Origin of the sequence: Mesorhizobium sp. Root102 (genome assembly GCF_001425625.1) — a bacterium.
Classification (GTDB): domain Bacteria; phylum Pseudomonadota; class Alphaproteobacteria; order Rhizobiales; family Rhizobiaceae; genus Mesorhizobium.
Genome location: NZ_LMCP01000044.1, coordinates 267,539 through 291,459, shown reverse-complemented (window position 1 = coordinate 291,459; position 23,921 = coordinate 267,539). Strand labels below are relative to the sequence as shown.

Genomic DNA, 23,921 nt, shown 5'->3' with positions numbered 1-23,921 from the left:
ACAACTCGTCTCTCGAGCGGCCTTTTGCCAGGGCGTTTCGCTGCCGCCGTCATTGCAGGCCCGCTTTGCACTTGCCGAGCACCGCGGAGCGTCCAATTCCGGCTCATGTCGCGCGGGTTCCCATGGCACATGGATAGATGTGTCACGCATCATTTGTTGAATGCACCGCATTTTAATATATGCTGCAACCGGCAGGGACAATATCTCAAAGTTAACAATGAGGGATGCGACCCGTGATAACTGCTCCACAGTTGCGTGCCGCGAGGGCGCTCCTTGGCATTGACCAGCGCAGGCTGGCCGAATTGTCCGGCCTTTCGGTGCCGACAATTCAGCGCATGGAAGCCAGCGAATCGATTATCCGGGGCAACGTCGATTCCCTGATGAAGTTGATTGGAGCCCTTGACCTTTCCGGCGTCGAGCTGATCGCCGAGGGCGCTTCCAGCCAGATCGGTGGACGTGGCGTGCGGCTTAAAGCGGATTTCGACCCCGCCAAAATTCTGGGCGGTGTCGATGCGGGCACCAAATTCGCTGCGAGGAGCGTGGCGTGACTTTGGACGCCGCGGTCCTCCTATGGGGCGTTGCTTCGCTCCTGGGGACAGCGGTGCTTGCGATTGCGTTGAGCCGCACACCGGACTCGGGAACACGCCTCGTCTACGGCTTGACGCTCGGTATTTCGGCCGCCGCGCTCTTGGTTCTCGTGAGCCGCATCCTCGAAGACCCCATCACCCCGTCGACTGCCGTATTGCCGGTCGGGCTGCCCTGGATTGGAGCTCATTTCCGCCTGGATGCGCTCTCGACCTTCTTCCTCGTCGTCATCAATTTCGGCGGCGCCATGGCCAGCCTTTACGGTCTCGGCTACGGCAGCCACGAGCCCTCGCCGCACCGGGTGCTGCCGTTCTTCCCTGCCTTCCTCGCCGGAATGAATCTGGTCGTGCTCGCGGACGACGCCTTCACCTTCCTGCTTTCCTGGGAATTCATGTCGCTCTCTTCCTGGGCATTGGTCATCGTCCACCATCGCGAAAAGGACAATGCACGGGCGGGTTACATTTATCTCGTGATGGCGAGCTTCGGCACGCTCGCGCTGCTGCTTGCGTTCGGCTTGTTGTCCGGCTCGGGCGGAAACTACACGTTCGAGGCGATGCGTACCGCGGGGCCTACCCCGCTCGTCGCCACTTTCGTCCTGGCTCTCATGTTGCTGGGCGCTGGCTCCAAGGCTGGTCTGGTTCCGCTACACGTTTGGCTTCCACTCGCTCACCCGGCCGCGCCAAGCCATGTCTCGGCTCTGATGAGCGGCGTCATGACCAAGGTCGCCGTGTACGGCTTCATCCGCGTTATCTTCGACCTGCTCGGTGAACCGACATGGTGGTCGAGCGTCATCGTCCTTTTCTTCGGAGGTCTCACCGCTGTCTTGGGGATTCTTTACGCGTTGATGGAAAATGATCTCAAGCGACTGCTTGCCTACAGCACCATTGAAAACATCGGCGTCATCTTCGTAAGCCTTGGGCTCGCGCTCGCCTTCAAGGCGAATGCCATGCCGTCGGCTGCAGCGCTGGCGCTTACCGCCGCGCTGTTCCACGTTCTCAACCATTCATTCTTCAAAAGCCTGCTCTTTTTTGGCGCGGGCGCCGTGCTCACGGCAACCGGCGAACGGGACATGGAGAAGCTGGGCGGTCTTATCCATCGGATGCCGCTGACCAGCTTCGTCTTTCTCGTTGGCTGCGTGGCGATCTCCTCGCTTCCGCCCTTCAACGGATTCGTCTCCGAATGGCTTGCTTTCCAGGCTGTCCTGCAGAGCCCGGATCTGCCGCAATGGGGCCTGAAGGTGATGGTGCCCGCCGTCGGCGGCCTGCTGGCGCTGTCGGCGGCGCTGGCCGCGGCCTGCTTCGTAAAGGCTTTCGGAATTACGTTTCTGGGCCGACCACGGACCTCGGCGGTGGAACACGCGCACGAAGCTGACCGCTACTCGTTGGCGGCAATGCTCATCCTTGCCGCGCTCTGTCTGCTTGCCGGCATTCTGCCGGGCTTTGTCATAGATGGCCTTTCCCCCGTGACGCTTTCGCTCATCGGCAGCCGCATGCCGGTGCAGATGGCGCAGCCTTGGCTTTCGATCGTGCCGATTGCCGAGAGCCGCAGTTCCTACAACGGCCTGCTGGTTTTTGTATTCATCGCCATTTCCGCATCCGCCGCGGCCTATGTCATCCATCGCTTCGCGTCGCACGCACTGCGTCGAGGTCCAGCCTGGGGTTGCGGCTTCGCGGACACGGTCCCAGGCTCGCAGTACACGGGCGTCAGCTTCGCACAGCCTATCCGCCGGGTCTTCGGCACATTCGTGTTCCGTGCGACCGAAAGGGTTGAAATGCCGGCACCCGGCGAAACCGGTCCGGCTCGTTTCAATCTGGAAATCCATGATGTGATCTGGGAGACGCTGTATCTGCCTATCGGCAAGGCCCTCGACTTTGCGACCGACCATCTGAACCATCTGCAGTTCCTGACGATCAGGCGCTACCTGACCCTTGTCTTTCTCTTTCTCATTGTCTTGCTCCTGGTGCTCGCACTATGGCCCTGATCCTTGAGTTGGCGGTTCAAGGCACGCAGATGATGCTGGTGCTTTTGCTGGCGCCGCTCCTGACTGGCTTCGTCCGCAAGGTGAAGGCAAGACTCTTGCGCCGCCAGGGTCCTCCTCTCGTCCAGCCCTATCGCGATCTCTTGCGGCTCATGCGCAAGGAGGTCGTTCTGGCCGACAATGCATCCTGGCTGTTTCGCGTCATACCCTATCTGATCTTTGCCGCCACCTGGGTCGCCGCTGCGCTCATCCCGACGTTCGCTACCGGCCTTAAATTCAGTTGGACCGCTGACCTCATAGCGATCGTCGCGCTGCTTGGAAGCGCACGGTTCTTCCTGGCGCTTGCGGCGATGGACGTCGGCACGAGCTTTGGCGGCATCGGCGCAAGCCGCGAGGTGATGATCGCTTCTCTGGCCGAACCCGCCATGCTCCTGATCGTTTTCAGCCTGGCACTCGTTGCCGGAGCGACGCAACTGTCCACGGTCGCAGCCTTCATGGGCTCGCCACAGGTCGGCCTGCGGGTATCGCTCGGAATGTCACTGATCGCTCTTGTTATAGTGGCGATCGCAGAAAATGCCCGCGTGCCGGTGGATAACCCCGCGACGCATCTGGAACTGACCATGATCCACGAGGCGATGGTCCTGGAGTATTCCGGTCGCCATCTGGCTATGATCGATTTCGCAGCCTTCCTGAAGCTTCTGCTCTACGTCTCGCTGATTTCTTGTGTCTTCGTTCCATGGGGGCTCGCAACCGCCGGGGCCGGACCCTGGACCTATGTCCTGGGCGTCATTTTCTACATCTGCAAACTTGCCGCAAGTGGCGTTCTCCTCGCCCTGTTTGAGACGGCCATCGCCAAGATGCGTGTCTTCCGCGTCCCGGATTTCCTCGGAGCCGCGCTCATGCTGGCTCTGCTCGGCACGCTCCTGCTGTTCGTGTCACGGAGCCTCTGATGAACGGCCTCACCTTCGACATCGCTCATCTGCTCGCCGGTGGCCTGGTGCTGGTCAGCTTCATGATGCTGTATCAGGATCGCCTCTTTGCCCTGATCAACGTCTTCGCGCTTCATGCAATCGTGCTCGCCCTGTCAGTGGCCTGGCAGGCCTACATTCAGGACGCCCATCATCTCTATGTCACGGCGGCGATCGCCCTCATCTTCAAGGCGATCGTCATTCCAGTCGGGCTTCACCGCATCATTCAACGGCTCGGTATCCATCGCGACATCGAGACAGCCGTCGGGATCGGTCCGACCATGCTTGCCGGAATAGGTCTGGTGACCCTCTCCATGGTCCTGATGCTGCGGGTCACTCCCGACGCCGACCCCCTCGCCCGCGAGGATCTTGCCTTCGCGCTGTCCATCATATTGCTGGGACTTCTGGTGATGGTCACCCGTCGAAACGCCGTCAGCCAGGTTGTCGGATTCATGTCGCTCGAGAACGGCCTGGTCCTCGCCGCCACAGGGGCCAAGGGCATGCCTCTGGTCGTCGAGATCAGTGTCGCCTTCTCGATCCTCATCGCCTTCATCGTCATCGGAGTCTTCTTGTTCCGCATCCGCGAGAGGTTCGACTCAGTGGATGTCGGCGCGCTCGACGACTACAGGGGAGAACACCGTTGACCGCGTTTTCCCTCGATGCGGTGGCCGCCATTTTGCTGATACCAGTCATCGCGGCCGCGCTTCTGGCGGCGCTGCCGAATTACCGGCTGGCGGCTGGCCTCAATGTCGCCGCCAGCTTGCTGACCTTGCTCGCCGCAATGTCGCTTTTCGTCACGGATCGGCCGCTGCCCGGTCAATACCTGCTCGTCGACGATCTCAACATCGTTTTCATCGTGCTCAATGCATTTGTCGGCTTCACGACCAGCGTCTTCAGCGCCTCCTACATTGCGCACGAACTGGATACCAGACGGCTGACCGCGTCGAACCTGCGATTCTACCATGCAATGTACCAGATCATGATGTTCGGCATGAACCTGGCGTTCGTGTCGAACAACATCGGCTTGATGTGGGTGGCGGTGGAGCTTGCCACGCTGACCACCGTGCTCATGGTTGGCATCTATCGCACGCATGCAGCGCTGGAAGCCGCCTGGAAATATTTCATCCTGGGCAGCGTCGGCATCGCGCTGGCCCTGTTCGGCACCATCCTCGTCTACATGGCCGCGCAACCAGTTGTTGGCGAGGGCACGAATGCCATGGTCTGGACCGTGCTCATCGCACACGCGGCACATTTCGACCCGGCTTTGCTGAATGTCGCCTTCGTCTTCCTGCTGCTTGGCTACGGTACGAAGGTTGGCCTTGCGCCCTTGCATGCCTGGCTGCCCGACGCGCACGCGGAAGGCCCGACGCCGATTTCCGCGGTGCTGTCGGGCTTGCTGTTGAACGTCGCGCTCTATGCCGTGTTGCGTTTCAAGATGTTGCTCGCGGCAAGCCCGGAAGCGATCGCGACGGGGCCATTGATGATCACGATGGGGCTGACGTCGCTTGTTTTCGCGGCCTTCATGCTCTACCGCCGCCGCGACATCAAACGTCTGTTCGCGTATTCCTCCATCGAGCACATGGGCATCATCGTGTTCGCTTTCGGCATGGGTGGCCCGCTCGCCAACTTTGCCGGCCTGCTGCACATGGTGATGCACAGCCTGACCAAGTCGGCGATCTTCTTCACGGTCGGACACATCGCACAAATCAAGGGAACACAGAACATAACCGAGATCAGGGGGCTGACGGAGACGCATCCGGCGCTTGGCTGGGCGCTCGTCATCGGCGTCGTCGCCATTGCCGGCCTCCCTCCGTCCGGCATCTTCATGAGCGAATTCCTGGTCGTGAGTTCGACATTTGCAAGACACCCTTTTTTGGCGATGCCGTTGGTGTTCGGGATTCTGCTCGCTTTCGGCGCCCTGCTGCTTCGGTTGACCGGTGTCGCTTTCGGCGAACCGCGAGGTAGCGCTGCGCCCGCCAAGGCGTCCTATATTCCGATGTATTCCCACCTGGCGCTGGTGTTCGCCGCCGGCATCTATCTGCCGCCACCACTGGTCACATGGTTCCAGCATGTCGCCAATCTTCTGGGATGAAGCCGAAGGGAGAAAGAAGCATGCCCGCTCTGATCGACCTCATCCTTGCCGGCGAACGTGTCGACAACCATTTTCCGTGGGCCCGCGCCGTGGTGGCTCCGAAAATGTGGAGCTTTGCTGTTGAACAACTTGTCGAGGGTCACTGGGGCTTGCTCGGTCTTTGGGGTGAGCCAGGTGTCGTCCACATGGCGCTTCTCGATGAAAGTGCCAGGGACATCGGCGTTGTCAGCCTGGTATGTCCGGATGGGCGCTACCCATCAGTCGGCCGACGGCATCCGCCCGCATTGCGGCTCGAACGTGCAGCCGCTGACTTGTTCGGACTCTTGCCCCAGGGCGCACCCGATACACGACGGTGGCTCGATCATGGCCAGTGGGGTGTCAGCTATCCACTGGGAACACAGCGGACGTTCTCTCCGACTGCATCCCCCTATCATTTCCTGCCTGCAGAAGGGGCTAGCCTGCACCAGATCCCGGTCGGGCCTGTGCATGCCGGCATCATCGAACCGGGGCATTTTCGATTCACAGCGAGTGGCGAAACGGTCGTCCGGCTGGAGGAGCGCCTCGGATACGCGCACAAGGGCATAGAAGGCCTGATGGCGGGGTCCGATATCGACAGCGCTGCCAAACTGGCGGGCAGGATCTCCGGTGACAGTACCGTGGCGTATTCGTTAGCTTTTGCTCGTGCGGTCGAAGCGGCGCTGGGCGTCGAGGTTCCGCCACGCGCGGTCTGGCTGCGAGCGCTCATGGCCGAACTGGAACGTCTGGCCAACCATGTGGGCGATATCGGCGCCATTTGCAACGACGCCTCCTTCTCGCTCATGCATGCCCACTGCGGGGTGCTGCGTGAGCGCGTCTTGAGGGCAAGCGATGCCGCCTTCGGCCATCGTTTGATGCGCGACCGCATCGTGCCCGGAGGGGTGGCAAGCTTCCTGAGTGATGAGGGGACGACCGCGATTTGGTCCCTGATCGCACAGATCAGGCAGCGTTTTCCCGCGTTGGTCGAACTCTACGACAATACGGCGTCGCTGCAGGATCGGACAGTCGCAACCGGCCGTCTGAGGGTGGAACTCGCTCGACAGTATCGCGCCGGAGGGTATGTCGGCCGGGCCTCGGGTCGGGACTTCGATGCGCGGCGCGGTCTCGCATACCCTCCCTACGGCGAGCTCACCTTCGATGTGCCTCTCCTTCAGGAGGGCGACGTGAACGCCCGGGTCTGGGTTCGCATCCACGAGGTCGAGCAGAGCTTGTCCCTGATCGAACAAATCCTGCGACAACTGCCAGACGGGCCGATCCGTATCGACTTTGCGCAGACAGGCGGACCATATGAAGGCATGGCGCTCGTAGAAGGTTTCCGGGGCGACATTCTGGCCTGGCTGCGCATTGGCAAGAGCGGCATTGTCGAGCGCTGTCACCTGCGTGACCCGTCATGGTTTCAATGGCCGCTTCTTGAAGCAGCGATCGAGGGAAATATCGTCGCCGACTTTCCGCTCTGCAACAAATCGTTCAACTGCTCTTATTCCGGGCACGATCTCTAAGGCATTCTGTCATGCGCAAGCACCTCTTCGAAGGCCTCGCACGGACCCCTCTCACCGAGCGTCCGCCCGAGGCGAGCCGGACGGCGATCGAGGAACTCGCCCGCGCTCTGGACGGCGCGGCCCGCAAACGGCTGGGCCGCAGCCTATCGATCCGGGCGGTAGACGCCGGTTCCTGCAATGGCTGCGAACTCGAAATGCACGCGCTGAGCAATGCCTTCTATGACGTCGAACGCTTCGGAATCCGCTTCGTCGCGTCGCCGCGCCATGCCGATGTGCTGCTTGTCACGGGCCCGGTCACAAAGAACATGCGCGAGGCACTGAAGCGTACCTATGACGCGACACCAGCCCCCAAATGGGTGGTTGCCATTGGCGACTGCGCCAAGGACGGCGGCTGTTTCGCTGGCAGCTATGCGGTCGTGGGAGGCGTATCCGAGGTGCTGCCGGTCGATCTGCACATTCCAGGCTGTCCGCCGCCACCAATCGAAATCCTGAAAGGCCTGCTCGGCTTGCTTGAGGGTGTAAATTCAAAGGCCGGTGTGCTCCCAGATTGAATCTTGATGCGGAGGTTTTTCCAGGTCCGCCTTGTCGCTGCATGCATCCAATGCGTAGCCTTGAGTTGGTGATTTTTGGAATCTTGCTAGTAGCAATCCCGCCAATCCCGCGCCCGGATCCGCATGAACAAGCGGTCGACCTGGTGGAGCAACGGTCCGGCCGTCGTTATGTCAGCCATCTGCCAGGTCCCTCGCGGTCGGTCTGGCGGCACCTGCTAATTGCTGCGTCCCGAAAGAGTGGCTGGACTCCTGCTGACCAAACAGACGCGCCAATTTGATCCACGTCATAGCGCGTTCAGCTGCCAAGGCGTGAAATGCGAGAAAATAGGAGGGTCGCATCGATGCTGATCCGCACGTTCTCCACTTTGGAATGCGCGAAGTTGCTGGCTGCCAATCGTGTCGGCCATCTAGCATGCGCAAAGGACGGACAGCCCTACGTCGTCTGCTTCAACTACGCCTACGCCGACAGTCACATCTACGCGTTCTCATTGCCGGGCAAGAAGATCGACTGGATGCGGGCCAACTCCCTGGTCTGCGTCCAGATCGTCGAACACACCCAGGGACGCGGATGGAGAAGCGTGATTGTCGACGGCCGCTTCGAAGAACTGCCTGACCAGATCGGCCACAAGCTTCAGCGCGATCACGCATGGTCAGTGCTGAGCAAGCACGCGGACTGGTGGGAGCCCGGCGCGCTCAAGCCTGTCATGCCTCCCGTGTCAGATAGCTTGCCGCACGTTTTCTTCCGGATAGTCATAGAAGAGATGTCTGGCCGGGAAGCCAGTGAGTAGGCTGTTTCCACCCTACGCGCAGCCGTTGGCAGCCGGCGCATTCCGCAGCGCGTCCAAGCCGATCAAGCAGCTGGCGTCGGTTCCTGATCGAACTCTCTCAGCCAGTCGCCTTCGAATCCCGCCCGTTGCAGGCCGCTGCGACTATGGGAGCACGAGCGCATCAACCGCCACACGAGCCCGCTGCGCTCGTTCTCGATCATCAGGACAACCGGGCCTTCATCGAGGCCGAAGTGCGAGGGCGAGATCCACCAATCAAAGGCGCTGCCGGCCGTTCCCTGATGCGTCGGATTGAATGCCGCCTTGAAACCATAGGCTTTGGCGGCCTTGAGCTTGGCCTGGTGAATGCAGAAGCTGATCGTCGGCCGCACGATTTCCGGAGCGAACGGCAAGGACGCAACGACTGCCCATGGAGCGAGCGTGCCGTCGTCGGGACCGTAGGGAACGCCACGCGCGGCATAGGAGAGGAATCTACGTTCGATGCCCTTCAACTTGAGTGTGCAGGGGCCGGGGCCATCACTCACGGTAATGCCCCAGCAATGTTCGCCGTAGTCATCAAACCTCGCGGGTTCTCGATGGCGTAGCGGTGCTGAACCAGTGTGGCTCGCCGGCTGTTCTCGAAATAGTCGCTTCCCTTGCTGCGCATGAAGGCGTCCTGCACGCCGCGAAGATCGATCCAAACGCTGAGAGACCGCCCGACCGCCATCTTCTGCCAGAACGACCGCACCGCGATCGGCTGCTACGAAGCGCTGAAGGAAGCCAGCTTGCACATTCCGCAAGACATATCCGTCGTCGGCTACGACGACGAGGAAATCGCCCGCCACTTGTTCCCGCCGCTGACCACCTCGATCCTGCCGCACAGGGCGATGGGCCAATGGGCGATCGAACAGCTGGAAGCGCCGGCGGCGCCGGGAAGGGGGCGGTATCCGATTACGAAGCTGGAGTGCCCGCTGGTGGAAGGGGAGAGCGTGAGGGGGGTGGTGGGGTGACGGCGGCGCGGCTGGCCAGCGAGGCGCCGATCCGGGAGCCATGGACTGGATAGAAGGCCGGCCTTGGAATATTTCATTCCCGACAGCTACCTAGATGCGGTTGCCCAGCCAGTCTTCGGAAAGGTTCCTGATACGGAGGGACGGATGCCTCCCCTCGTTTGTAAGATACCCTCATCGAAAAAATCCGGTCGCGGGGACCGCCCAAGCTTAATACTCAAAGAAATGAACGGACCGATGTCGTCGACATCATCTCCATCCTGGCTTTCCGCCGGCAAGCTATCGAAGTCCAGCAGCAGCGCATGAAGGTCGGCAAATAGAATATCTTCCGTAGGCCTGACCGCCAGGATACGGGCACGGATTGCCAGTTGGCCACGGTCCGCCGTCATGGTGGCGAGATCGTCCAAAAGGCTCCTCTGCGTCCCATTCATCTCGGTAGCTTTCGAGATGAGGACTTCCGCCGCTCTCTCCCGCATCCAGAGGGGGCGGGTGGAGCTATGTGAAAAATCCCGAACTTGTGCGGGAGGCGGGGGCCGGCCGCGTCAGCCGCACCGTGCTTGCTCTCCAGCTTGAAACGGAAATCCGCACCGGGATGGACATCAATCCCGGCCGCCGCGCCGACCGGTTCGTGGAACGTTGGCAAAAGCTCGACCGTACGGGACAGGAACAATATCAGGCCGGCGACATGTCCGGCTACAAGTCAACGCGTTCTGCCATGTCCGAGATGGCCAAGAGCCTTGAACGCGATCCTCAACTTGAATCCCTACTGGCAAACCGCAAACACGAGCTTGGCATCAACGTCGATTCCGGCCGCCGACTCGGGGCGGAACTCGCATTCAGCCACGGCATCGGTAAGGGGAGAGGCATTGGAATCTAAGGCATGCCGATTTGCCGCCGTTTCCACCCCGCAGGCGGCCGAGGCAACAAACCTGATTGTCTCCGGCATGGGTTCTGTCCAGCAGAAATCAGCAACAACCAGTGAGGTGCAGGTAAGCTATGCCCGAGCCGGATCGTATTATACGCCTCAAAACCGTCCTTGCCCGGACCGGCCTGTCCCGTTCAACCATCTATCGCAAGATCGCCGAAGGCACTTTCCCGGCTCAGATCAGGATTAGCGTCAACGGGGCGGGCTGGCACGAATCCGATGTCAATCGATGGGTTGAGAGTCCCACCGGCTGGTGTGTTCGAATGAAATAACGCGCCACTACTGTCCGGAGCTGACCAACGATCTGCCGATTGATGGATGTCCAATATGCGGCCGTCTCCGGACTGGCGGCTTTTGGCTGACCTTGGGCCAACAACTGCCGTTCTGCGGCCGACCCGTTGTCGGACGTTCTCCACGCCGCGGTCAGCACCCGAGACTCGCTATTTGTCCTGTTAGGCCGATCGGCAGAGCCGGGGCCGAAATCGAACCGAGCGTTCTCGTATGGTACCGGGATGACTGCGGGAAGATCTTGTCGCCTGCTCAATAGAGTAAGGAAAGTTTACTAACATGCCGTAACGTTGAACGGCGACGAGGATTGAGAGCCGCGAGAGAGTAATTTCCAGGCAGGTATACGCTATGCCTTCAAGTGGACGCCCCAGCCAAGCATTTGGTCGCTCCGACGATTTCGAGCGAAAGGCCAACCGAGCGAGCACTGCATGACGAATTCCACGCTTCTTCAGATCGACAAGAATGATGCCCGTCTCGGCATGTTTATTCATGGGTTCGGCAAGCAATGGCTACGCAGCCCATTTGCAGCCAGCCAGTTCAAACTATCCAGCCCGGCCGAGCTGGAGACGCTTCGCGAAAGTTCCGTAACGACGCTTGTCATCGATCTTTCAAAGGGGATCGGGCCGACCAGTTCGACGGGGATCGGGCCGACCAGTTCGACGGCCGAGATACCAAAACCCAATGGGAGCTCAACGCCCGCCAACGCTGGGGCGGCGTTGACGAAGGCGACCGGGATGGTCCGCTCGATCTTCAGCAACGCAGCCTCATCAATATGCATTGACCGGCAGCAAGTGGAAGCGGTTGTCGATGTCGTCGACCAGCTCCTGTACACTCGCCCGGCAAGCGTCTTGAACCTCACCAAGCTCAAGACAAAGGACGAGATCAGCTTTCAACATTCAGTAGCAGTCTGTGCCCTTGTCGGCTTATTCGCGCGACATCTCAAGCTTGACAGTAATCTGGTCCGGATACTGTCCGTTGGCAGTCTTCTACACGACATCGGAAAGATTCGCATCCCGACTGCCATTCTGACCAAGACCGACAAGCTCACGGCTGATGAGATGGCGGTCATGCAGACCCACCCGCGCGAGGGATATGCAATGCTGGCGAGGACGAAGGGTCTACCGGAAATCGTGGGAAAAATCTGCCTTCATCATCACGAAAAGCTGGACGGATCCGGCTACCCGGATGGCTTAAAAGACGGACAGGTCGGTGCCGCGGCACGGATTGTCGCGATTTGCGATGTTTTCGATGCCTTGACGTCTATTCGGCCATACAAGAAGGGCTTCACTCCGGAGGCTGCCGCGGAGATGATGGGGACGTGGAGCGGTCATTTCGATCGAGCGCTTTTAAAACAGTTCTTTGATTGCATGGGCCTGAGGTGGCCGAGCGGACCAGATCAAACCCTGCAAACCACCGATGAGATGGGGGACATTGCTCAGGCGGACTTGAACAACTTCTAATTCACTTATCGCGCGCACGGTTGAGCCCGCCGCCAAGGTGTCACATCTCAATACTGAACGCTACACGTTCAGATCGCGCAGGCCAATCGCCGTCATCCATTCGTCGACCAGGCGGGCGTACTGCCTCGCGTGATCGATCCGGCTCGGGAAGGCATAGTCCTCGATCGTGCCTCTACGCCTCTCAAGCCAAACCAGAAGGCTGGCCCTGACGTCGCTGGTGATCTCAAACTGGACCGGGCACCCCGTCTTTTGCTGAACGACGAGCGCACGAGTCCTGATCTCCGGTCCGGCAACGAGGTCGCGAATTCTGATCTTGACCAGGGCGCAGCCGCGAAGCTTGCTGTCGATTGCAAGATCGAACAATGCACGGTCTCGAACGCGTCTCTCGCGGTCGAGAAAGGCGCGAACGGCCGAGATCTGCTTGTGCGTGAGTGGCCGCTTCGGTCCAACCTTCTTGCCAGCGTTCCAAGCTGCGCGCTCGCGACTAGCATCATCGTATTGAGAGTGACCCCATGTAAGTTCTCCTCGGCCTTGATTAGCCGGATGAGAAACGGGATCGCCGGCATTGCAGCTTGGGGGCCGGAAACGGAAGGTCAGCTTTTCGCAGTCCAACTTTGAAAGCAGACGTTCCTAGGCTCGTCCTTGGCCCCCAGCTGTGAAGGGTTGATCTCAATGGCTGTCAAAAGATAGGGCGCGACATCGACGGCGTCAGCGAACCAGCTCGAAACCGGTCGCGGCTCCCGGCCGGGTCAGTCCGAGACAATTTCGTAGTGAAGAACCTGGGCGTCGCCGAGTGAAGACTTCAGTCCGGGCGAGATGACGCCGGAGCCGAAGAGGAGAATATCTTCGCGACGTACGAATACTTCATGGCCGGGTCCCATCGACACAAATGTGCCCGAAGAGCTTCGTTCGACAAGCCGGGCCCTGCCATTCGAAATGGTGAAGGTCGCGTGGCGCCTCGACACCCAGGGCCGCTCGACGATAATATTGCATTCCGCAGATCGGCCGATTGTCACGGATTCGTTGTTTCGACACGATCGCAACTGATCTCTATAGCGGATCACCAGACGAATCTGCCGCGGCGGGACGGAGCGCCTATCGGTAGTGGCGCCACGGGTGGCGACCTGAGTATTGAGGACCCCATTGCTGCTCCACAGGGTATAGACATCGAAAAATTCCTGCTTTCCCTTGAAGTCCATTTTGTCGAGGAGCCGCAGGCCCTTGCGGCTGCCCGCGGAAAGGGCTTCGAAGAAGCTCTGGCTGATCAGCACCTCCCCGGGGTTGGCCGTGGTGGACAACCTTGCGGTGACATTGACAACGTCACCGAATATCGCGCCCCGCGCGCGAATGACCCGCCCGAAATGCAATCCGATACGAGCGAGCAACGGCCCTTTCGTCAGTTGGTGGCTGATTTGACAAACGGCCGCCAGCGCCATCTCCGGGCTCTCGAAGAGGCTGAGTACGTCATCGCCCTTCGAGTAGATGAAATCACCGCCGTATTGGGAGACGATCGCCCGCATTGCGTCCAGGCAGTCCGAAAGCTGCAGCAAAGCGGCATCGTCGCCGATGCGCTCATAGAGGGGCGTGCTGCCCACGACATCAGCTAAGAGGACTGCGGCAAGAAGCGTTTCCTGATCCATCGATCTTGTGTCCGACCCGAAAAGCCCAGCGTGTATAACACACGAGGTTGCCTGCAACATATCTACTTGAGCGCTGGGAGACCGGGGCCATGCTTCGGGCGATCGTCACGGACGGACGGGTGTATGCTTCACTCATCTCTCCAAATCATATCACCGGCAAAGGCTTTTGAGATAGAAAGCAGCGGCTGGTTCACAGGAGGCGGCGAGGCCGATCTTGACGTCCGACATGCGGCGCGAAGCTGCCGCTCGGTCGCTACAGGTCCGTTCAACGCTCGCTCGCGAGCAGCTCGTAACTATGCCAGGACTAGGAGCCGTCTGGCTTGACCAATTCCAAGTGACTTACTCCTAACGCTTGGGCAAGTTCGTAGAGAGTAATCACGGTGGGATTTCGCCGGCCGCGCTCAAGGCTACTTAGATACTGCTGACTGAATCCGGAGCGTGCTTCGACCTCCTCCTGCGTCAGGCCTTTCTCTCGCCTAATACGAGCGAAGTTTTTTCCAACAAGCTGACGCATGTCCATGCGTCGACAATCGAGGTTTACACACTTTAGGTTTATCAACTATAATATGTATTAGCTGTTGGTTAAATTCGCCTTTTGAAGGAGGCCATACCGTGTCGACGACAAAGCCAAATGTTCTCGTCGCAACCTGCCATGACAAGCAGCCGCAAACTGCAGTGCTACACGACGACGCACTCCAGCTGATGAACGGTTGGCAGATGGCTCGGTACGTCTCCCTGGTGTTATGCCGCGCGCAGCAGCGGCTGGAGAGCCGAATAATGGTCAATCCCAGTATTCGGGGATTGACCGGAGATTCCCTGCAGCGAACGAAAGGCCGAGCGAAGCACATTCTCGGTGATCCAAGGGCGTATGCGATTGCGCGGGAGGCCGAGGTCTTCGCGATGACCGCAACTCTAAAGCTTCAAGATAATATCCCCCAGGTGACGGCTTCGTCGCTCGCTGGTGTCATAGCCAAGTTGGAGATGATCGTCGGCGCAGATCGAGATATCGGTGACCCGACTGACTTCCCGTGGCCGCATATTACTTCGGTGCTTCGTGACCTCAAAGCCGTTGCGGGCGAATTGCCTCCTTATCGGCCGGACCGCGCCTCGACAAGGGCTGATGCAGCGCGTTATTGGCAGGATGCTTGCAAGCTCGTCAGGGCGCTTGCGGACGAGGATGCTCGGTCGAGCGACTCCGCTTTATAAATCTCGCTAGGCTGTCCAAGGCTTGGCGCGGTGCCAAATTCCCCAACGTGGGCCTGTTGAAACTGGCCGTTGTGCAAAAGCATCGTCACGGCCATACGCGTAGCTATTGCCGAAATCGCTGGTTTGTTTGAAGGGAAGCCGGCGGCTGACTGGGTAGCGTCCGGGCTATAGCTAACCCGAACATCCTGCCGACTGCTTCCGTGGTGCTTCCGCCACGTGTTTCCCGGCCCCTTCGCAGAGAAACATGGTCTTGCTAACCGGCTGTTTTCACAGTATAAAACTGGCGCACCCGACATGCGCCACCAGTATGTCCGGAAGTGTCCGGAGAGTTCCGTAAAACCCTTGTTTAAATTGAAATTTCTGCGCTACAAGGTCTAGGCAGTTCCAGCTAGGTGCGCGCTCATCCTAACAAAAAGGGTGGACATTTCGGTGGATGAATAGGAACGCCTTTGACATTTCCTTTGAATTCAGTTGCGCGCGTCAGACGCGGCCAAAATGTTCTGTCGGCTGCGTTCGTCCGGCAGGTCTCATTGCCAGGAAAATATTTCGACGGCCACGGACTGATCCTAAGGGTTGGCGCCGGCGGAGCGAAATACTGGTTTCAGCGCCTGACAATCAGAGGCAGGAGACATGAAATTGGGATCGGAAACCCCTCGCTTGTCTCGCTTGCAGAAGCGCGCGAACTAGCACTGGTGAATCGCAAACTCGCCCGATCAGGTGGGGATCCCCTGTCGGACAGGCGCAGATCTAAAGCTATGCTCAGCTTCGAGGAGGCGGCTGGGAAAGTTCACAAGGAGCTTTCACCTACGTGGAAAAACCCGAAGGATCGAGCGGCGTTCCTTTCGACACTGCAAACCCATGCATTCCCGCGTTTTGGCAGTGTTCCGGTTTCAGAAGTTACGAGTGCAGATATTAGGCAACTGATCCTCGGCGTACGCAAGAAAACTCCCGAGGCCGCACGTAAGCTGGCGATCCGCGTGGCTTCCGTGTTCCGATGGGCTATCGCTGAGGGTCTTCGTCAAGACAATCCTGCAACTGCAGAGGCCCTAGCGCTGCCGAAAGTAGAGAAAATTGTCTCTCATCGCAAAGCTCTAAAATACACCGAGGTTGCCGCATGCTTAGCCGCTGTGAAATCCTCACGCGCATCGATATTCACGAAACTCGCAATCGAGTTTCTTGTCCTCACAGCGAGTCGCTCTGGCGAAACTCGCGGGGCGAGGTGGGACGAATTCAGCTTCTATCTGAGTAGTGACGACAGTGAAACTGTCGGAACCTGGGAGATACCGGCTGCGCGGATGAAGATGAAACGGCTTCATCGGGTACCACTGTGCTCGCGCGCCGCGAGGATCGTTCGACATTGCCAAGAACTCCAGCCTTCGTCGGATTTTGTCTTTCCGGGAAACAAGGATGGCAAGCCGCTCTCGGACATGACGCTATCAAAATTGATCAAGGAGTTAGGGTTCGACGTCGATATTCACGGGTTCCGGACAAGCTTCCGTACCTGGGCACAAGATCTCACGGATTTTCCGCGAGAGGTCGCTGAGGCGGCGCTTGCGCATTCGGTGAAGGATGCGGCGGAGCGCGCATATGCCCGCAGCGACCTTTTTGAAAAGCGCCGTTCGATGATGGACGAGTGGGCAAAGTACATCGGAAAATAAATATTATACACTTTTTATGGAGTATACATTGGACGTCCTCTTGGAATTTGCAAACAGATTAGAAATGAGGAGGACGCAAGAGAATTTGTATGCCTGTGTCTTTGACGAATATAGGGGGACGATTCCTTTTGACGTTGCCGTCGAGATTTCCACACTGCGCTTAGGTCAAATAATTGCACATGAAAAAAATCATCTCCACCTAATTGTCGGAAGCGTCGAGGCAGAACGCTACAAGCCGAAGCACCTTGGCCCAGGCGAATGGGATGAAGCATCTATCGAAAAAATGATTGAGCTTTCGGACCAATCGTACGACATTTTTCAGGCGGTTAGGTTCATTGCCCAAATTGAAACAAATGTTGAGTCTTCAACCCGCCTCAGGGCTTGGCGCTCCGGATTCGTTGCTGGACTTCTCTCCGAGCCGCCGAAAGACAGCGGTCAATCACGCTATAAGAACTTGGTTAGAGACACATTCATGGTAGGGGAAATCAAACGTTTGATAAAGGTGGGGTTCAACCCCACTCGGAATAAGGCCACCGAACCAGCCAAGTCAGCGTGTGATGTGATAGCGGCGGCTTGGCGGGGACTGGGTAACATCATCACGTATGACGGGGTAGCTAACGTCTGGAATGGTCGGGACGAGATACCGGACTTGCAATCTTGGAACACCCTGTTTGTTCGAACTTAACAACCTCAGGCGAACAAAAAGTTCGATTGCGCCATTGAGAATGGGCAGTTTCGAGTTGTTACAAGGACAACCCGAAAGGTCTTGAAATGTCTGAAAACTACCTCCGCCTTCCCCAGGTGAAGGCCATCATCGGTCTGTCACGTTCAACCATCTATGCGATGATGGATGCCGGAGCTTTCCCGCGGTCATACAAGCTGGGCAAGCGCAGCGTTGGCTGGCGCAAGACGGAAATCGACGATCACAATTCCCGTCTCCCTCGCAACGTCTAGTTAAGGCGCCTTGGATGAGTGCCCGAGACTTCAGTAAAATTTCCCCGGCGATCTGGACGTCGCGTCGATTTCTTAGCTTAGAAAATGATGCGAAGCTTCAGTTCATCTACTACGCGACAAACGAGCATGTGAACTCCTGTGGCGTCTACCGTCTCAAAGATGCTTATGCCGTCGACGATCTTGGCTTCCAGCTGGCCACATATCATCAGAACCGCACAATGCTTATAAGCGCGCAGATGATTGACTTTGACAGTGAGCACAATTTCCTCATGATCGAAGGCTGGTTCAAGCATAATCCGCCAATGAATTGTAGCCACAGCACCGGGACGCTTCGGCTTATTGAACAGGTCAAAAGCGAGAGGTTGCGCGAAAAGGTGGCTTCGTTTTTCGCAGAGGCTGACGCGCTAAGGATGGCGAGGGAAGCCAAAAAGAAAGCGGATCGTGACTTAAAAAGAACCGCCGAGCAAATCGAAATGGGAGACGGCCATCGACTCCAACGCATCCTTGAAAAGAGCGGAAGGCGCTGAGGCTGATAGCTTACTTCACGATATCGGAACACCGTGTGGGCACCGTGTCGACACGGTGTTCCGCGTGAAATATTCGCTTTGAGAAGGTGTGGACATACCTAGACCAGACCAAAACCAAAACCGAGACTTCCGGCCACTTTATAGGCTTTGAAGAAGGCGCCCCCAGCTATTGGGGTTAGGCCATTCGCTTCAGATCTAGCGATGAGGGCCGGATGACCGACTAGCGATCCCCGAAATGGCCAAATTATATGACGCTGACCAGCCGACGGCCAACAATGCGCTTCGATAGACGTTTTTGGACCTCAGAACCTCCTCTTGGACGTCCATGCCCCCAGTCTGAAAAGTGCAACGAAACCTGCGCTAAAATGCGGTGCATAAAATAGTTCGGATTTCGGAATGGGCCGGATCTATCTGGCGCCCTTTGGATCAGCCACGCGGTCACCCGTTTTGCTAACAAATGCTAACTTGAAAATCTATTTTTTTCCGCTTGCTGATTGATGGTGTAGCCGCATCGGTTTTTGCCACCTTTTTCGTTGAATGGCCTATAAAATCTCATTCTTCCAAGTGCGCCATATTTGGGGGCCTCAAGCCCTGCTTGGTCGAGAACGTGATGAATGGCATTCACTTCGCCTGGCAGCGACTCTCTGAACTTGATGCTGCCGCTCGACTCGATAATGCCGGCCAGGATGTCGCGCAGCCTTTAGCGGGGTGTATGCCAGTGGCGTAGAGATGGACGAAGTTAGGGTCATGCTACAGGCGCTTGATCGCCGTGCGCAGCTATATCAGCCCGAGAACCTACCGGTCTTTGAGAACTCGGTCGACGATGGCGCGTTCGACGAGAATGAACTGCACAGCGTGGAGCGCGAAGCAGGCCCGCGCCTAGGATTACCTTGGTCGATACTAACCGACGGCCAATATCGCGCTTCGATGGAAGTACCTCTGAATGTCCTGTCGGAGGTGGTCCATGCCTCCAACCTGTAGTCAACAAAATCGGTGCTGAAATGCGGTACACAAAATGGGTGGAATTTCGGAATGGGCCGGATCTATCTGGCGTCCGTTGGATACGTCCCGCGGTCAGCCAGATTGTTGACTAATGTTGACCTGAAAATCATTCGTTTTTTTCGGCTCGCTCGCTGGTGGTTCGAACCGTATCGGGTCCGCCTTTTTTCTCGTTCGATGGGCTAGCAAGTGTCATTTTTCCGAGATTGCGGCGTTGGGATTGCAGAAATCTACGAGGTGGAACCCCCTTCTTGTATTCCAAGAATGATAGCGGTTTGATCGGGGTGATATGCGGAAGTTTTCTAAGATTTTGGTTGTCTACGAAGATGAGCGAATGCCGCTTGTGCGAAGCGTGCGGTCTCTTCCGACTTTTGGCGGAGGGCCTCCAACTCGGTCGGGGTCAACATATCGGCAGACTCTCGCCTATACGACGGGCAAGCCACTGAAGGTTCGTTGGGCCTTTCAGGCTCCATAGTCCGGGTGCAGCGCCGGCTCATAAGTTGCCGCCTTTCGTTCTCGTGTGCAATCAAACAGCGTGCTGTGCCAAGGCGGCAAGGCTCTTGCTGAGCGTATCGGTTACATTTGCCAGATGATCCCGCATCGCCCTTTCGGCGCGGTCCGCGTCGCGTGCGCAGATGGCCTCTACGATTTCAGCGTGTTCGCGGATCGATTGATGGATCCTGCCCGGGAACAGGACCGTTCGGAACTGGTAGCGGACGATCTGCGAATTCAGTGTCGAAAGCAGCCGGCTTGCGGTGGCATGGGCGGAGATCTTGCGTATTTCGGCATGAAGCTGGCCGTTCAGGCTGGAATAGGTCGTGAAATCCTCCTTATCAATCGCGCTTCGCAGACTCTGTAAGATCTCTCGCAGGCGCTTGTGATCTGTAGAAGTCGACTTGATCGCGGCCTGTCTCGCGATCAGCGATTCGAGGGACGCGCGCACCTGAAGGATCTCCAGCGCCTCTTGCTCGCTAATCACGCGCACTCGAGCACCACGATTGGGCTCGGAGACGACCAGTCCCTCCTGTTCAAGTTTGCCCAGCGCGAGTTTCACGATCGAGCGATTGGTGTTTAGCCATGTTGCAAGTTCGGCTTCGACGAGGCGTTGGCTCGGTAAGAAGTGACCGCTTTCGATAGCCTTGCGCAATGTGGCCGTGGGATCGGCCTTCTCCTTAGTTATTCTTGCCACTTTGTCCCTCGTTTCCTGCCGCAATTCTTCAACGGAAAAGACCGTTTGACGAATGACCATCGCCTTTTACTAAAAATCGGAAGTTCTGTCATTGCGAGAGCCAATCGCCAACATCAAGTCCAGCGTATCCAGCCACTCATCATCCCGCCTAGCCTTCAGATCCGGGTTGGAATCAGACAAGTCCGCAGCCCAATCCTGCCGTAATGCGGTGGCCGAGGACATGAGCGGAGCAATGCCGGCCTCTCTCATGGTGGTCGACACCTCACGCATCTCGGCGGCCCGCCGCCTTCCATGAACGAGTGATCTGCCCACTTGGTAGCCTGCGAAGCGCGGCCAGTCGATACCCGGAAACGTATCATGCAAGGAGGACAGCACGCGGCTCTCGACACCATAGGCGCGGGCGGCCAGAAATGCTTCCGAGCACAGAGCTTCGATGCCCTTTATGATCACACTCCGACACATTTTGGTGGCTGAGGCTACGCCAACCTCGTCCGCTACGATTTCGAGGTTCATGCCGAAACCAGCCAACAGGTCCACCGCCAATGCGGAACCTTTTCCCGCGAGCAGGATCGGTACGGCAAGTCCACGCGGTTGTACGGGCGCCATCACAGCGCCGTCGACATAGATCGCTCCTGTCCGCTCGACGATTACGGCACTTGCCTTCTTGGTACCGGGCGACACAGAATTCAGGTCTAGGAGGACTTGCCCAGGCTGCAGATATGCCTCGGCCTCGCGCGCAACATCCAGCGAGGAAGAGGCGGTTACCAGCGAGACGATCAGCTTCGCGCCATCACCTGCCTGCGCTGCGGACACGGGGAATTCAATTCCTTGCTTCTGAAAACTGGCAAGGCTTGAATTGAACTCAGCGGCGTGTCTGAGGATATCATAGACGCGAACGTGCGTCAGTGACGCCAGTTCGCTGGCAAACACCGTCCCCGCCTCGCCGAAGCCGATGATGCAGATGGTGCCACTCATGTGATTCTTTCGATGCCGATCACTGTCAATTGAGACGACATTATTGTCGTCAATATTCGCGAAATGTCAATTCGATCATCGCCCTGGGTATGACACGCTCTGCGAGATATCCCGAGATAAATTGTTGACAAAATTGCCGACAGGATGTTCTATGGCTGCAGCCGATTATGCTGGAGGATCGAGTGCCGCTGCATTTCACAGACCAGGAATTTGCGAAACGCAAGGACGAGACCCTTGCGCGAATGGACCGTGAGGGACTGGACGGCATGCTGTTGTTTCGTCAGGAAAGTATGTACTACCTGACTGGCTACGACACGTTTGGATATGTCTTTTTCCAGTGCCTTTTTCTGGGGGCCGACGGGCGAATGACGCTGCTGACGCGCGCGCCCGATGCCCGGGCTGCCCGCTTTACCTCCAACATCGAGGACATCCGTATCTGGGCCGACGGTCCGGACGCCGAACCGACGAAGGACCTCAAGGAGATACTGCGTGAGCACGGCTGCGCTGGCCGCCGTCTCGGTGTCGAGTGGGATGCCTATGGTTTGACTGCCCAAAACGGCCGCAGGCTTTCATCCGCCCTAGAGGGGTTCTGCCGTCTCGATGATGCCTCGTTGCTAATAACGCGCCAGCGGGTGGTCAAAAGGCCCGCTGAAATCGTCTATGTCCGCAAGGCCGCCGAGCTTGCTGACCTGGCGTTGGCGGAGGGTCTCAAGCTGGCTAAACCAGACGCCTTTGAGGGCGATATTCTGGCGGCTATTCAGGGCGAAATATTCAAGGGTGACGGCGACTATTCGGGCAACGAATTCATCATCGGATCGGGTCCGGCAGCGCATCTCGGGAGGTACACGTCCGGCCGCCGAAATGTTGCCGCCGGAGAACAGTTGGCGCTCGAATTCGCGGGGGTCTATCGGCACTATCATTCATGTTTGATGCGTGTCGTCACCATTGGCAAGGCGACTCCCCGTCAGGCCGAGGTGCATAAACACGCGATGGACGCACTGGAGGCGAGTTCCAACGCTCTACGGCCCGGCGAACCAGTTGGAAATGTGTTCAACGCCTATATCTCGACGATCGAGAAAGCCGGATTCACGGAGAACAATCTAAACGCCTGCGGCTACAGCCTGGGCACGACCTTTTCTCCGAACTGGATGGATTGGCCCATGCTCTATCGCGACAATCCGGTAATCGCCGAGCCCGGAATGGTGTTCTTCATGTTCCTGCCCATAACCGATAGAGGTGTAAGCGCTGTGCCAGGCGAGACATTCCTGGTCACCGAATCCGGCAGCGAGAGGCTTGGCAAGTCTCCAATCACGTTCGCAACCGAAAGCTAGAGCAGTCGAGATCATTCGATGGCCTCACAATATCCCTTTACTCGAATTCATCACATCCACGTCGTCGTTCGTGACATGGAAAAGGTGGAGGCTTTCATGCGGTCGATAGGCATTCCCCTTGTCGACTACGACCACCCCGGACGATACACCGTTCTCGAGGGCAACGACGCTGAAACGCTTGCGTCGATCCACTACAAGTTCGCGAGGATCAATGATGTCGATCTGCAGTTCATGTCGCCAAAGGATGATCGCGCGAGCCGACATAAGACCTTTCTGGATATCCACGGCGAAGGAGTCTACAGCGTCGGCTTTCTCGTGGATGATGTTGATGCGGCCGAGGCCAAGGGCAAGGAACTTGGGCTTGAGGTCCAGCAGAAGGGCCGCCACGAAGACGGATGGGGTTTCACCTATTTCGATACCGCCGACACCATCGGCATAAACCTGACGGTGAGGCAAAATCCGTACAGCGAAAGGACAAAACAATCACTCCAATCCGATGAGGCATGATTGGACTGAAGTATCGCTGCTCGCGCTGCGAACTTGCTGCCTACTGCAACACAACACGGATAAGCTGACATGAAAAGTCCAATATATCGCGCCGTGCCGGGCCGCGAGGGTCCAGCTATTGTCCACGACGTTATCGTCATTGGTGCCGGGAACGCGGCGCTGTGTGCGGCGCTGTCCGCGCGTGAACAGGGCGCCAATGTGCTTGTGCTTGAAAGCGCTCCAGAGGCGGAGCGCGGCGGCAACACCCGTTTCACGGCCGGTGCGATGCGGGTCGTCTATCGCGGCATATCCGATCTGCAGGCACTGATCCCAGAACTGACGGATAAGGACATTTCCCGGACAGATTTTGGCGCTTACACGCGCGAGCAATTCCTCGACGATCTGGGCCGTGTAACGCAGTACCGGACGGACCCCGACCTTGCCGAAATTCTCATTGAGAAAAGCTTCGAAACCATGTGTTGGATGCGAAGCAAAGGAGTCCGTTTTGCCCCGATGTACGGCCGCCAGGCTTTCAAAGTCGATGGCAAGTTCAAGTTCTGGGGCGGCTTGACCGTCGAGGCGTGGGGTGGCGGTCCTGGCCTTATCGAGTCGTTGTTCGCGGCAGCCGCAAGGGAAAATGTTGATGTCGAATACGATCGTCGTGCAACACAATTGATCCTGGAGGATGGCCGAGTTTGCGGTGTCGTCGCAACGACAGCCGGCAGACGCATTAAGTACCGGGCTTCGGCGGTGGTACTTGCCGCTGGCGGCTTTGAGGCAAACACCGAGTGGCGAACGCGCTA

The 23,921-nt window shown here is 58.0% G+C and carries 23 protein-coding genes and 5 pseudogenes; 21 read left to right on the top strand and 7 right to left on the bottom strand.

Annotated elements, in window-relative coordinates:
• Nucleotides 1–233 precede the first annotated feature (233 nt).
• From ASD12_RS26045 to ASD12_RS26010, 8 genes are all read left to right on the top strand, one after another.
• Complete coding sequence (locus ASD12_RS26045; RefSeq protein WP_056593462.1) at nucleotides 234–548, top strand: helix-turn-helix transcriptional regulator; 315 nt, start codon at nucleotides 234–236, stop codon at nucleotides 546–548.
• A complete protein-coding gene (gene hyfB, locus ASD12_RS26040) occupies nucleotides 545–2,566 on the top strand; it encodes a hydrogenase 4 subunit B (protein WP_156398655.1) in 2,022 nt (673 codons plus the stop codon). The genes ASD12_RS26045 and hyfB overlap by 4 nt, the downstream gene beginning before the upstream one ends.
• On the top strand, nucleotides 2,557–3,513 hold the full coding sequence (locus tag ASD12_RS26035; protein WP_056593232.1) for an NADH-quinone oxidoreductase subunit H: 957 nt from the start codon (nucleotides 2,557–2,559) through the stop codon (nucleotides 3,511–3,513). Before hyfB ends, ASD12_RS26035 begins: the two co-directional genes overlap by 10 nt.
• Nucleotides 3,513–4,175, top strand: coding sequence for a hypothetical protein (locus ASD12_RS26030; RefSeq protein WP_056593227.1), 663 nt, complete (start codon nucleotides 3,513–3,515; stop codon nucleotides 4,173–4,175). Before ASD12_RS26035 ends, ASD12_RS26030 begins: the two co-directional genes overlap by 1 nt.
• Nucleotides 4,172–5,623 carry a hydrogenase 4 subunit F gene (locus ASD12_RS26025; protein ID WP_056593226.1) on the top strand — a complete coding sequence of 484 codons (1,452 nt, stop codon included), beginning with the start codon at nucleotides 4,172–4,174 and terminating at the stop codon, nucleotides 5,621–5,623. The genes ASD12_RS26030 and ASD12_RS26025 overlap by 4 nt, the downstream gene beginning before the upstream one ends.
• 20 nt (nucleotides 5,624–5,643) lie before the next feature.
• Nucleotides 5,644–7,158 (top strand): nickel-dependent hydrogenase large subunit, encoded by a 1,515-nt coding sequence (locus ASD12_RS26020; protein WP_056593225.1) that lies wholly within the window; start codon nucleotides 5,644–5,646, stop codon nucleotides 7,156–7,158.
• Nucleotides 7,159–7,169: 11 nt separating this feature from the next.
• Complete coding sequence (nuoB, locus tag ASD12_RS26015) at nucleotides 7,170–7,709, top strand: NADH-quinone oxidoreductase subunit NuoB (RefSeq protein WP_056593224.1); 540 nt, start codon at nucleotides 7,170–7,172, stop codon at nucleotides 7,707–7,709.
• A 341-nt stretch (nucleotides 7,710–8,050) separates the two neighbouring features.
• A complete protein-coding gene (locus ASD12_RS26010; protein ID WP_056593223.1) occupies nucleotides 8,051–8,497 on the top strand; it encodes a pyridoxamine 5'-phosphate oxidase family protein in 447 nt (148 codons plus the stop codon).
• Between the two features lie 62 nt (nucleotides 8,498–8,559).
• Here the strand turns inward: ASD12_RS26010 and ASD12_RS26005 are convergent.
• Nucleotides 8,560–9,140, bottom strand: a pseudogene (locus tag ASD12_RS26005) (glucoamylase family protein).
• A gap of 37 nt (nucleotides 9,141–9,177) precedes the next feature.
• On the opposite strand from ASD12_RS26005, the pseudogene ASD12_RS26000 reads away from it, so the two are divergent.
• Nucleotides 9,178–9,483, top strand: a pseudogene (locus ASD12_RS26000) (substrate-binding domain-containing protein); the annotation flags it as partial.
• 86 nt (nucleotides 9,484–9,569) lie between these two features.
• On the opposite strand, the gene ASD12_RS25995 reads toward ASD12_RS26000, so the two are convergent.
• Nucleotides 9,570–9,887, bottom strand: coding sequence for a hypothetical protein (locus ASD12_RS25995; RefSeq protein ID WP_156388893.1), 318 nt, complete (start codon nucleotides 9,885–9,887; stop codon nucleotides 9,570–9,572).
• 86 nt (nucleotides 9,888–9,973) lie between these two features.
• Between ASD12_RS25995 and ASD12_RS25990 the strand changes: the two are divergent.
• The 3 genes and pseudogenes from ASD12_RS25990 to ASD12_RS25985 form a co-directional block, all read left to right on the top strand.
• Nucleotides 9,974–10,357 (top strand): annotated as a pseudogene (locus tag ASD12_RS25990) (Ti-type conjugative transfer relaxase TraA); the annotation flags it as partial.
• Nucleotides 10,358–10,476: 119 nt separating this feature from the next.
• Complete coding sequence (locus ASD12_RS33640) at nucleotides 10,477–10,677, top strand: AlpA family phage regulatory protein (protein WP_057142440.1); 201 nt, start codon at nucleotides 10,477–10,479, stop codon at nucleotides 10,675–10,677.
• Between the two features lie 444 nt (nucleotides 10,678–11,121).
• Nucleotides 11,122–12,153 carry an HD-GYP domain-containing protein gene (locus ASD12_RS25985; RefSeq protein ID WP_056593195.1) on the top strand — a complete coding sequence of 344 codons (1,032 nt, stop codon included), beginning with the start codon at nucleotides 11,122–11,124 and terminating at the stop codon, nucleotides 12,151–12,153.
• 75 nt (nucleotides 12,154–12,228) lie between these two features.
• Here the strand turns inward: ASD12_RS25985 and ASD12_RS25980 are convergent.
• The 3 genes and pseudogenes from ASD12_RS25980 to ASD12_RS33635 all read right to left on the bottom strand — a co-directional run.
• Nucleotides 12,229–12,570: pseudogene (locus ASD12_RS25980) on the bottom strand (integrase); the annotation flags it as partial.
• A 332-nt stretch (nucleotides 12,571–12,902) separates the two neighbouring features.
• Nucleotides 12,903–13,793 (bottom strand): FHA domain-containing protein, encoded by an 891-nt coding sequence (locus ASD12_RS25975; RefSeq protein ID WP_056593192.1) that lies wholly within the window; start codon nucleotides 13,791–13,793, stop codon nucleotides 12,903–12,905.
• Between the two features lie 304 nt (nucleotides 13,794–14,097).
• Nucleotides 14,098–14,313, bottom strand: coding sequence for a helix-turn-helix transcriptional regulator (locus tag ASD12_RS33635; protein ID WP_082525684.1), 216 nt, complete (start codon nucleotides 14,311–14,313; stop codon nucleotides 14,098–14,100).
• Between the two features lie 92 nt (nucleotides 14,314–14,405).
• Between ASD12_RS33635 and ASD12_RS35600 the strand changes: the two genes are divergently transcribed.
• From ASD12_RS35600 to ASD12_RS25940, 6 genes are all read left to right on the top strand, one after another.
• Entirely contained in the window at nucleotides 14,406–14,999 is a 594-nt protein-coding gene (locus tag ASD12_RS35600; RefSeq protein WP_244482974.1) for a hypothetical protein, read from the top strand.
• A gap of 449 nt (nucleotides 15,000–15,448) precedes the next feature.
• Nucleotides 15,449–16,657 (top strand): site-specific integrase, encoded by a 1,209-nt coding sequence (locus ASD12_RS25965; protein ID WP_082525683.1) that lies wholly within the window; start codon nucleotides 15,449–15,451, stop codon nucleotides 16,655–16,657.
• Nucleotides 16,658–16,685: 28 nt separating this feature from the next.
• On the top strand, nucleotides 16,686–17,342 hold the full coding sequence (locus tag ASD12_RS25960; RefSeq protein WP_156398654.1) for a hypothetical protein: 657 nt from the start codon (nucleotides 16,686–16,688) through the stop codon (nucleotides 17,340–17,342).
• Between the two features lie 86 nt (nucleotides 17,343–17,428).
• Nucleotides 17,429–17,611, top strand: coding sequence for an AlpA family phage regulatory protein (locus ASD12_RS25955; RefSeq protein WP_056593187.1), 183 nt, complete (start codon nucleotides 17,429–17,431; stop codon nucleotides 17,609–17,611).
• Between the two features lie 14 nt (nucleotides 17,612–17,625).
• Nucleotides 17,626–18,138: a hypothetical protein gene (locus tag ASD12_RS25950; protein WP_056593183.1), complete on the top strand. Its 513-nt coding sequence runs from the start codon at nucleotides 17,626–17,628 to the stop codon at nucleotides 18,136–18,138.
• 747 nt (nucleotides 18,139–18,885) lie between these two features.
• A complete protein-coding gene (locus ASD12_RS25940) occupies nucleotides 18,886–19,119 on the top strand; it encodes a hypothetical protein (RefSeq protein ID WP_156398653.1) in 234 nt (77 codons plus the stop codon).
• A gap of 544 nt (nucleotides 19,120–19,663) precedes the next feature.
• Here the strand turns inward: ASD12_RS25940 and ASD12_RS25935 are convergent.
• Nucleotides 19,664–20,386, bottom strand: coding sequence for a GntR family transcriptional regulator (locus tag ASD12_RS25935; protein ID WP_082525682.1), 723 nt, complete (start codon nucleotides 20,384–20,386; stop codon nucleotides 19,664–19,666).
• Nucleotides 20,387–20,395: 9 nt separating this feature from the next.
• On the bottom strand, nucleotides 20,396–21,301 hold the full coding sequence (locus ASD12_RS25930; RefSeq protein WP_056593174.1) for an NAD(P)-dependent oxidoreductase: 906 nt from the start codon (nucleotides 21,299–21,301) through the stop codon (nucleotides 20,396–20,398).
• A gap of 182 nt (nucleotides 21,302–21,483) precedes the next feature.
• Here ASD12_RS25930 and ASD12_RS25925 point away from each other — a divergent pair, with 182 nt between their 5' ends.
• The 3 genes and pseudogenes from ASD12_RS25925 to ASD12_RS35905 form a co-directional block, all read left to right on the top strand.
• Complete coding sequence (locus ASD12_RS25925) at nucleotides 21,484–22,632, top strand: Xaa-Pro peptidase family protein (RefSeq protein ID WP_056593447.1); 1,149 nt, start codon at nucleotides 21,484–21,486, stop codon at nucleotides 22,630–22,632.
• 18 nt (nucleotides 22,633–22,650) lie between these two features.
• The gene (locus ASD12_RS25920) at nucleotides 22,651–23,139 is read left to right on the top strand and encodes a VOC family protein (protein WP_082525681.1); all 489 of its coding nucleotides are present in this window, start codon (nucleotides 22,651–22,653) and stop codon (nucleotides 23,137–23,139) included.
• A gap of 69 nt (nucleotides 23,140–23,208) precedes the next feature.
• Nucleotides 23,209–23,865 (top strand): annotated as a pseudogene (locus tag ASD12_RS35905) (FAD-dependent oxidoreductase); the annotation flags it as partial.
• Nucleotides 23,866–23,921: the final 56 nt, after the last annotated feature.

What these genes read in the sequence shown, in the direction of transcription:
- ASD12_RS25920 (WP_082525681.1), top strand. Translation starts at nt 22,651, where the DNA reads ATGGCCTCACAATATCCCTTTACTCGAATTCATCACATCCACGTCGTC.
- ASD12_RS26035 (WP_056593232.1), top strand. Translation starts at nt 2,557, where the DNA reads ATGGCCCTGATCCTTGAGTTGGCGGTTCAAGGCACGCAGATGATGCTG.
- ASD12_RS25950 (WP_056593183.1), top strand. Translation starts at nt 17,626, where the DNA reads ATGAGTGCCCGAGACTTCAGTAAAATTTCCCCGGCGATCTGGACGTCG.
- ASD12_RS25955 (WP_056593187.1), top strand. Translation starts at nt 17,429, where the DNA reads ATGTCTGAAAACTACCTCCGCCTTCCCCAGGTGAAGGCCATCATCGGT.
- ASD12_RS25930 (WP_056593174.1), bottom strand. Translation starts at nt 21,301, where the DNA reads ATGAGTGGCACCATCTGCATCATCGGCTTCGGCGAGGCGGGGACGGTG.
- ASD12_RS25935 (WP_082525682.1), bottom strand. Translation starts at nt 20,386, where the DNA reads ATGGTCATTCGTCAAACGGTCTTTTCCGTTGAAGAATTGCGGCAGGAA.
- ASD12_RS33640 (WP_057142440.1), top strand. Translation starts at nt 10,477, where the DNA reads ATGCCCGAGCCGGATCGTATTATACGCCTCAAAACCGTCCTTGCCCGG.
- nuoB (WP_056593224.1), top strand. Translation starts at nt 7,170, where the DNA reads ATGCGCAAGCACCTCTTCGAAGGCCTCGCACGGACCCCTCTCACCGAG.
- ASD12_RS25985 (WP_056593195.1), top strand. Translation starts at nt 11,122, where the DNA reads ATGACGAATTCCACGCTTCTTCAGATCGACAAGAATGATGCCCGTCTC.
- ASD12_RS26030 (WP_056593227.1), top strand. Translation starts at nt 3,513, where the DNA reads ATGAACGGCCTCACCTTCGACATCGCTCATCTGCTCGCCGGTGGCCTG.
- ASD12_RS25940 (WP_156398653.1), top strand. Translation starts at nt 18,886, where the DNA reads ATGCTACAGGCGCTTGATCGCCGTGCGCAGCTATATCAGCCCGAGAAC.
- ASD12_RS25975 (WP_056593192.1), bottom strand. Translation starts at nt 13,793, where the DNA reads ATGGATCAGGAAACGCTTCTTGCCGCAGTCCTCTTAGCTGATGTCGTG.
- ASD12_RS26020 (WP_056593225.1), top strand. Translation starts at nt 5,644, where the DNA reads ATGCCCGCTCTGATCGACCTCATCCTTGCCGGCGAACGTGTCGACAAC.
- ASD12_RS33635 (WP_082525684.1), bottom strand. Translation starts at nt 14,313, where the DNA reads ATGGACATGCGTCAGCTTGTTGGAAAAAACTTCGCTCGTATTAGGCGA.
- ASD12_RS26010 (WP_056593223.1), top strand. Translation starts at nt 8,051, where the DNA reads ATGCTGATCCGCACGTTCTCCACTTTGGAATGCGCGAAGTTGCTGGCT.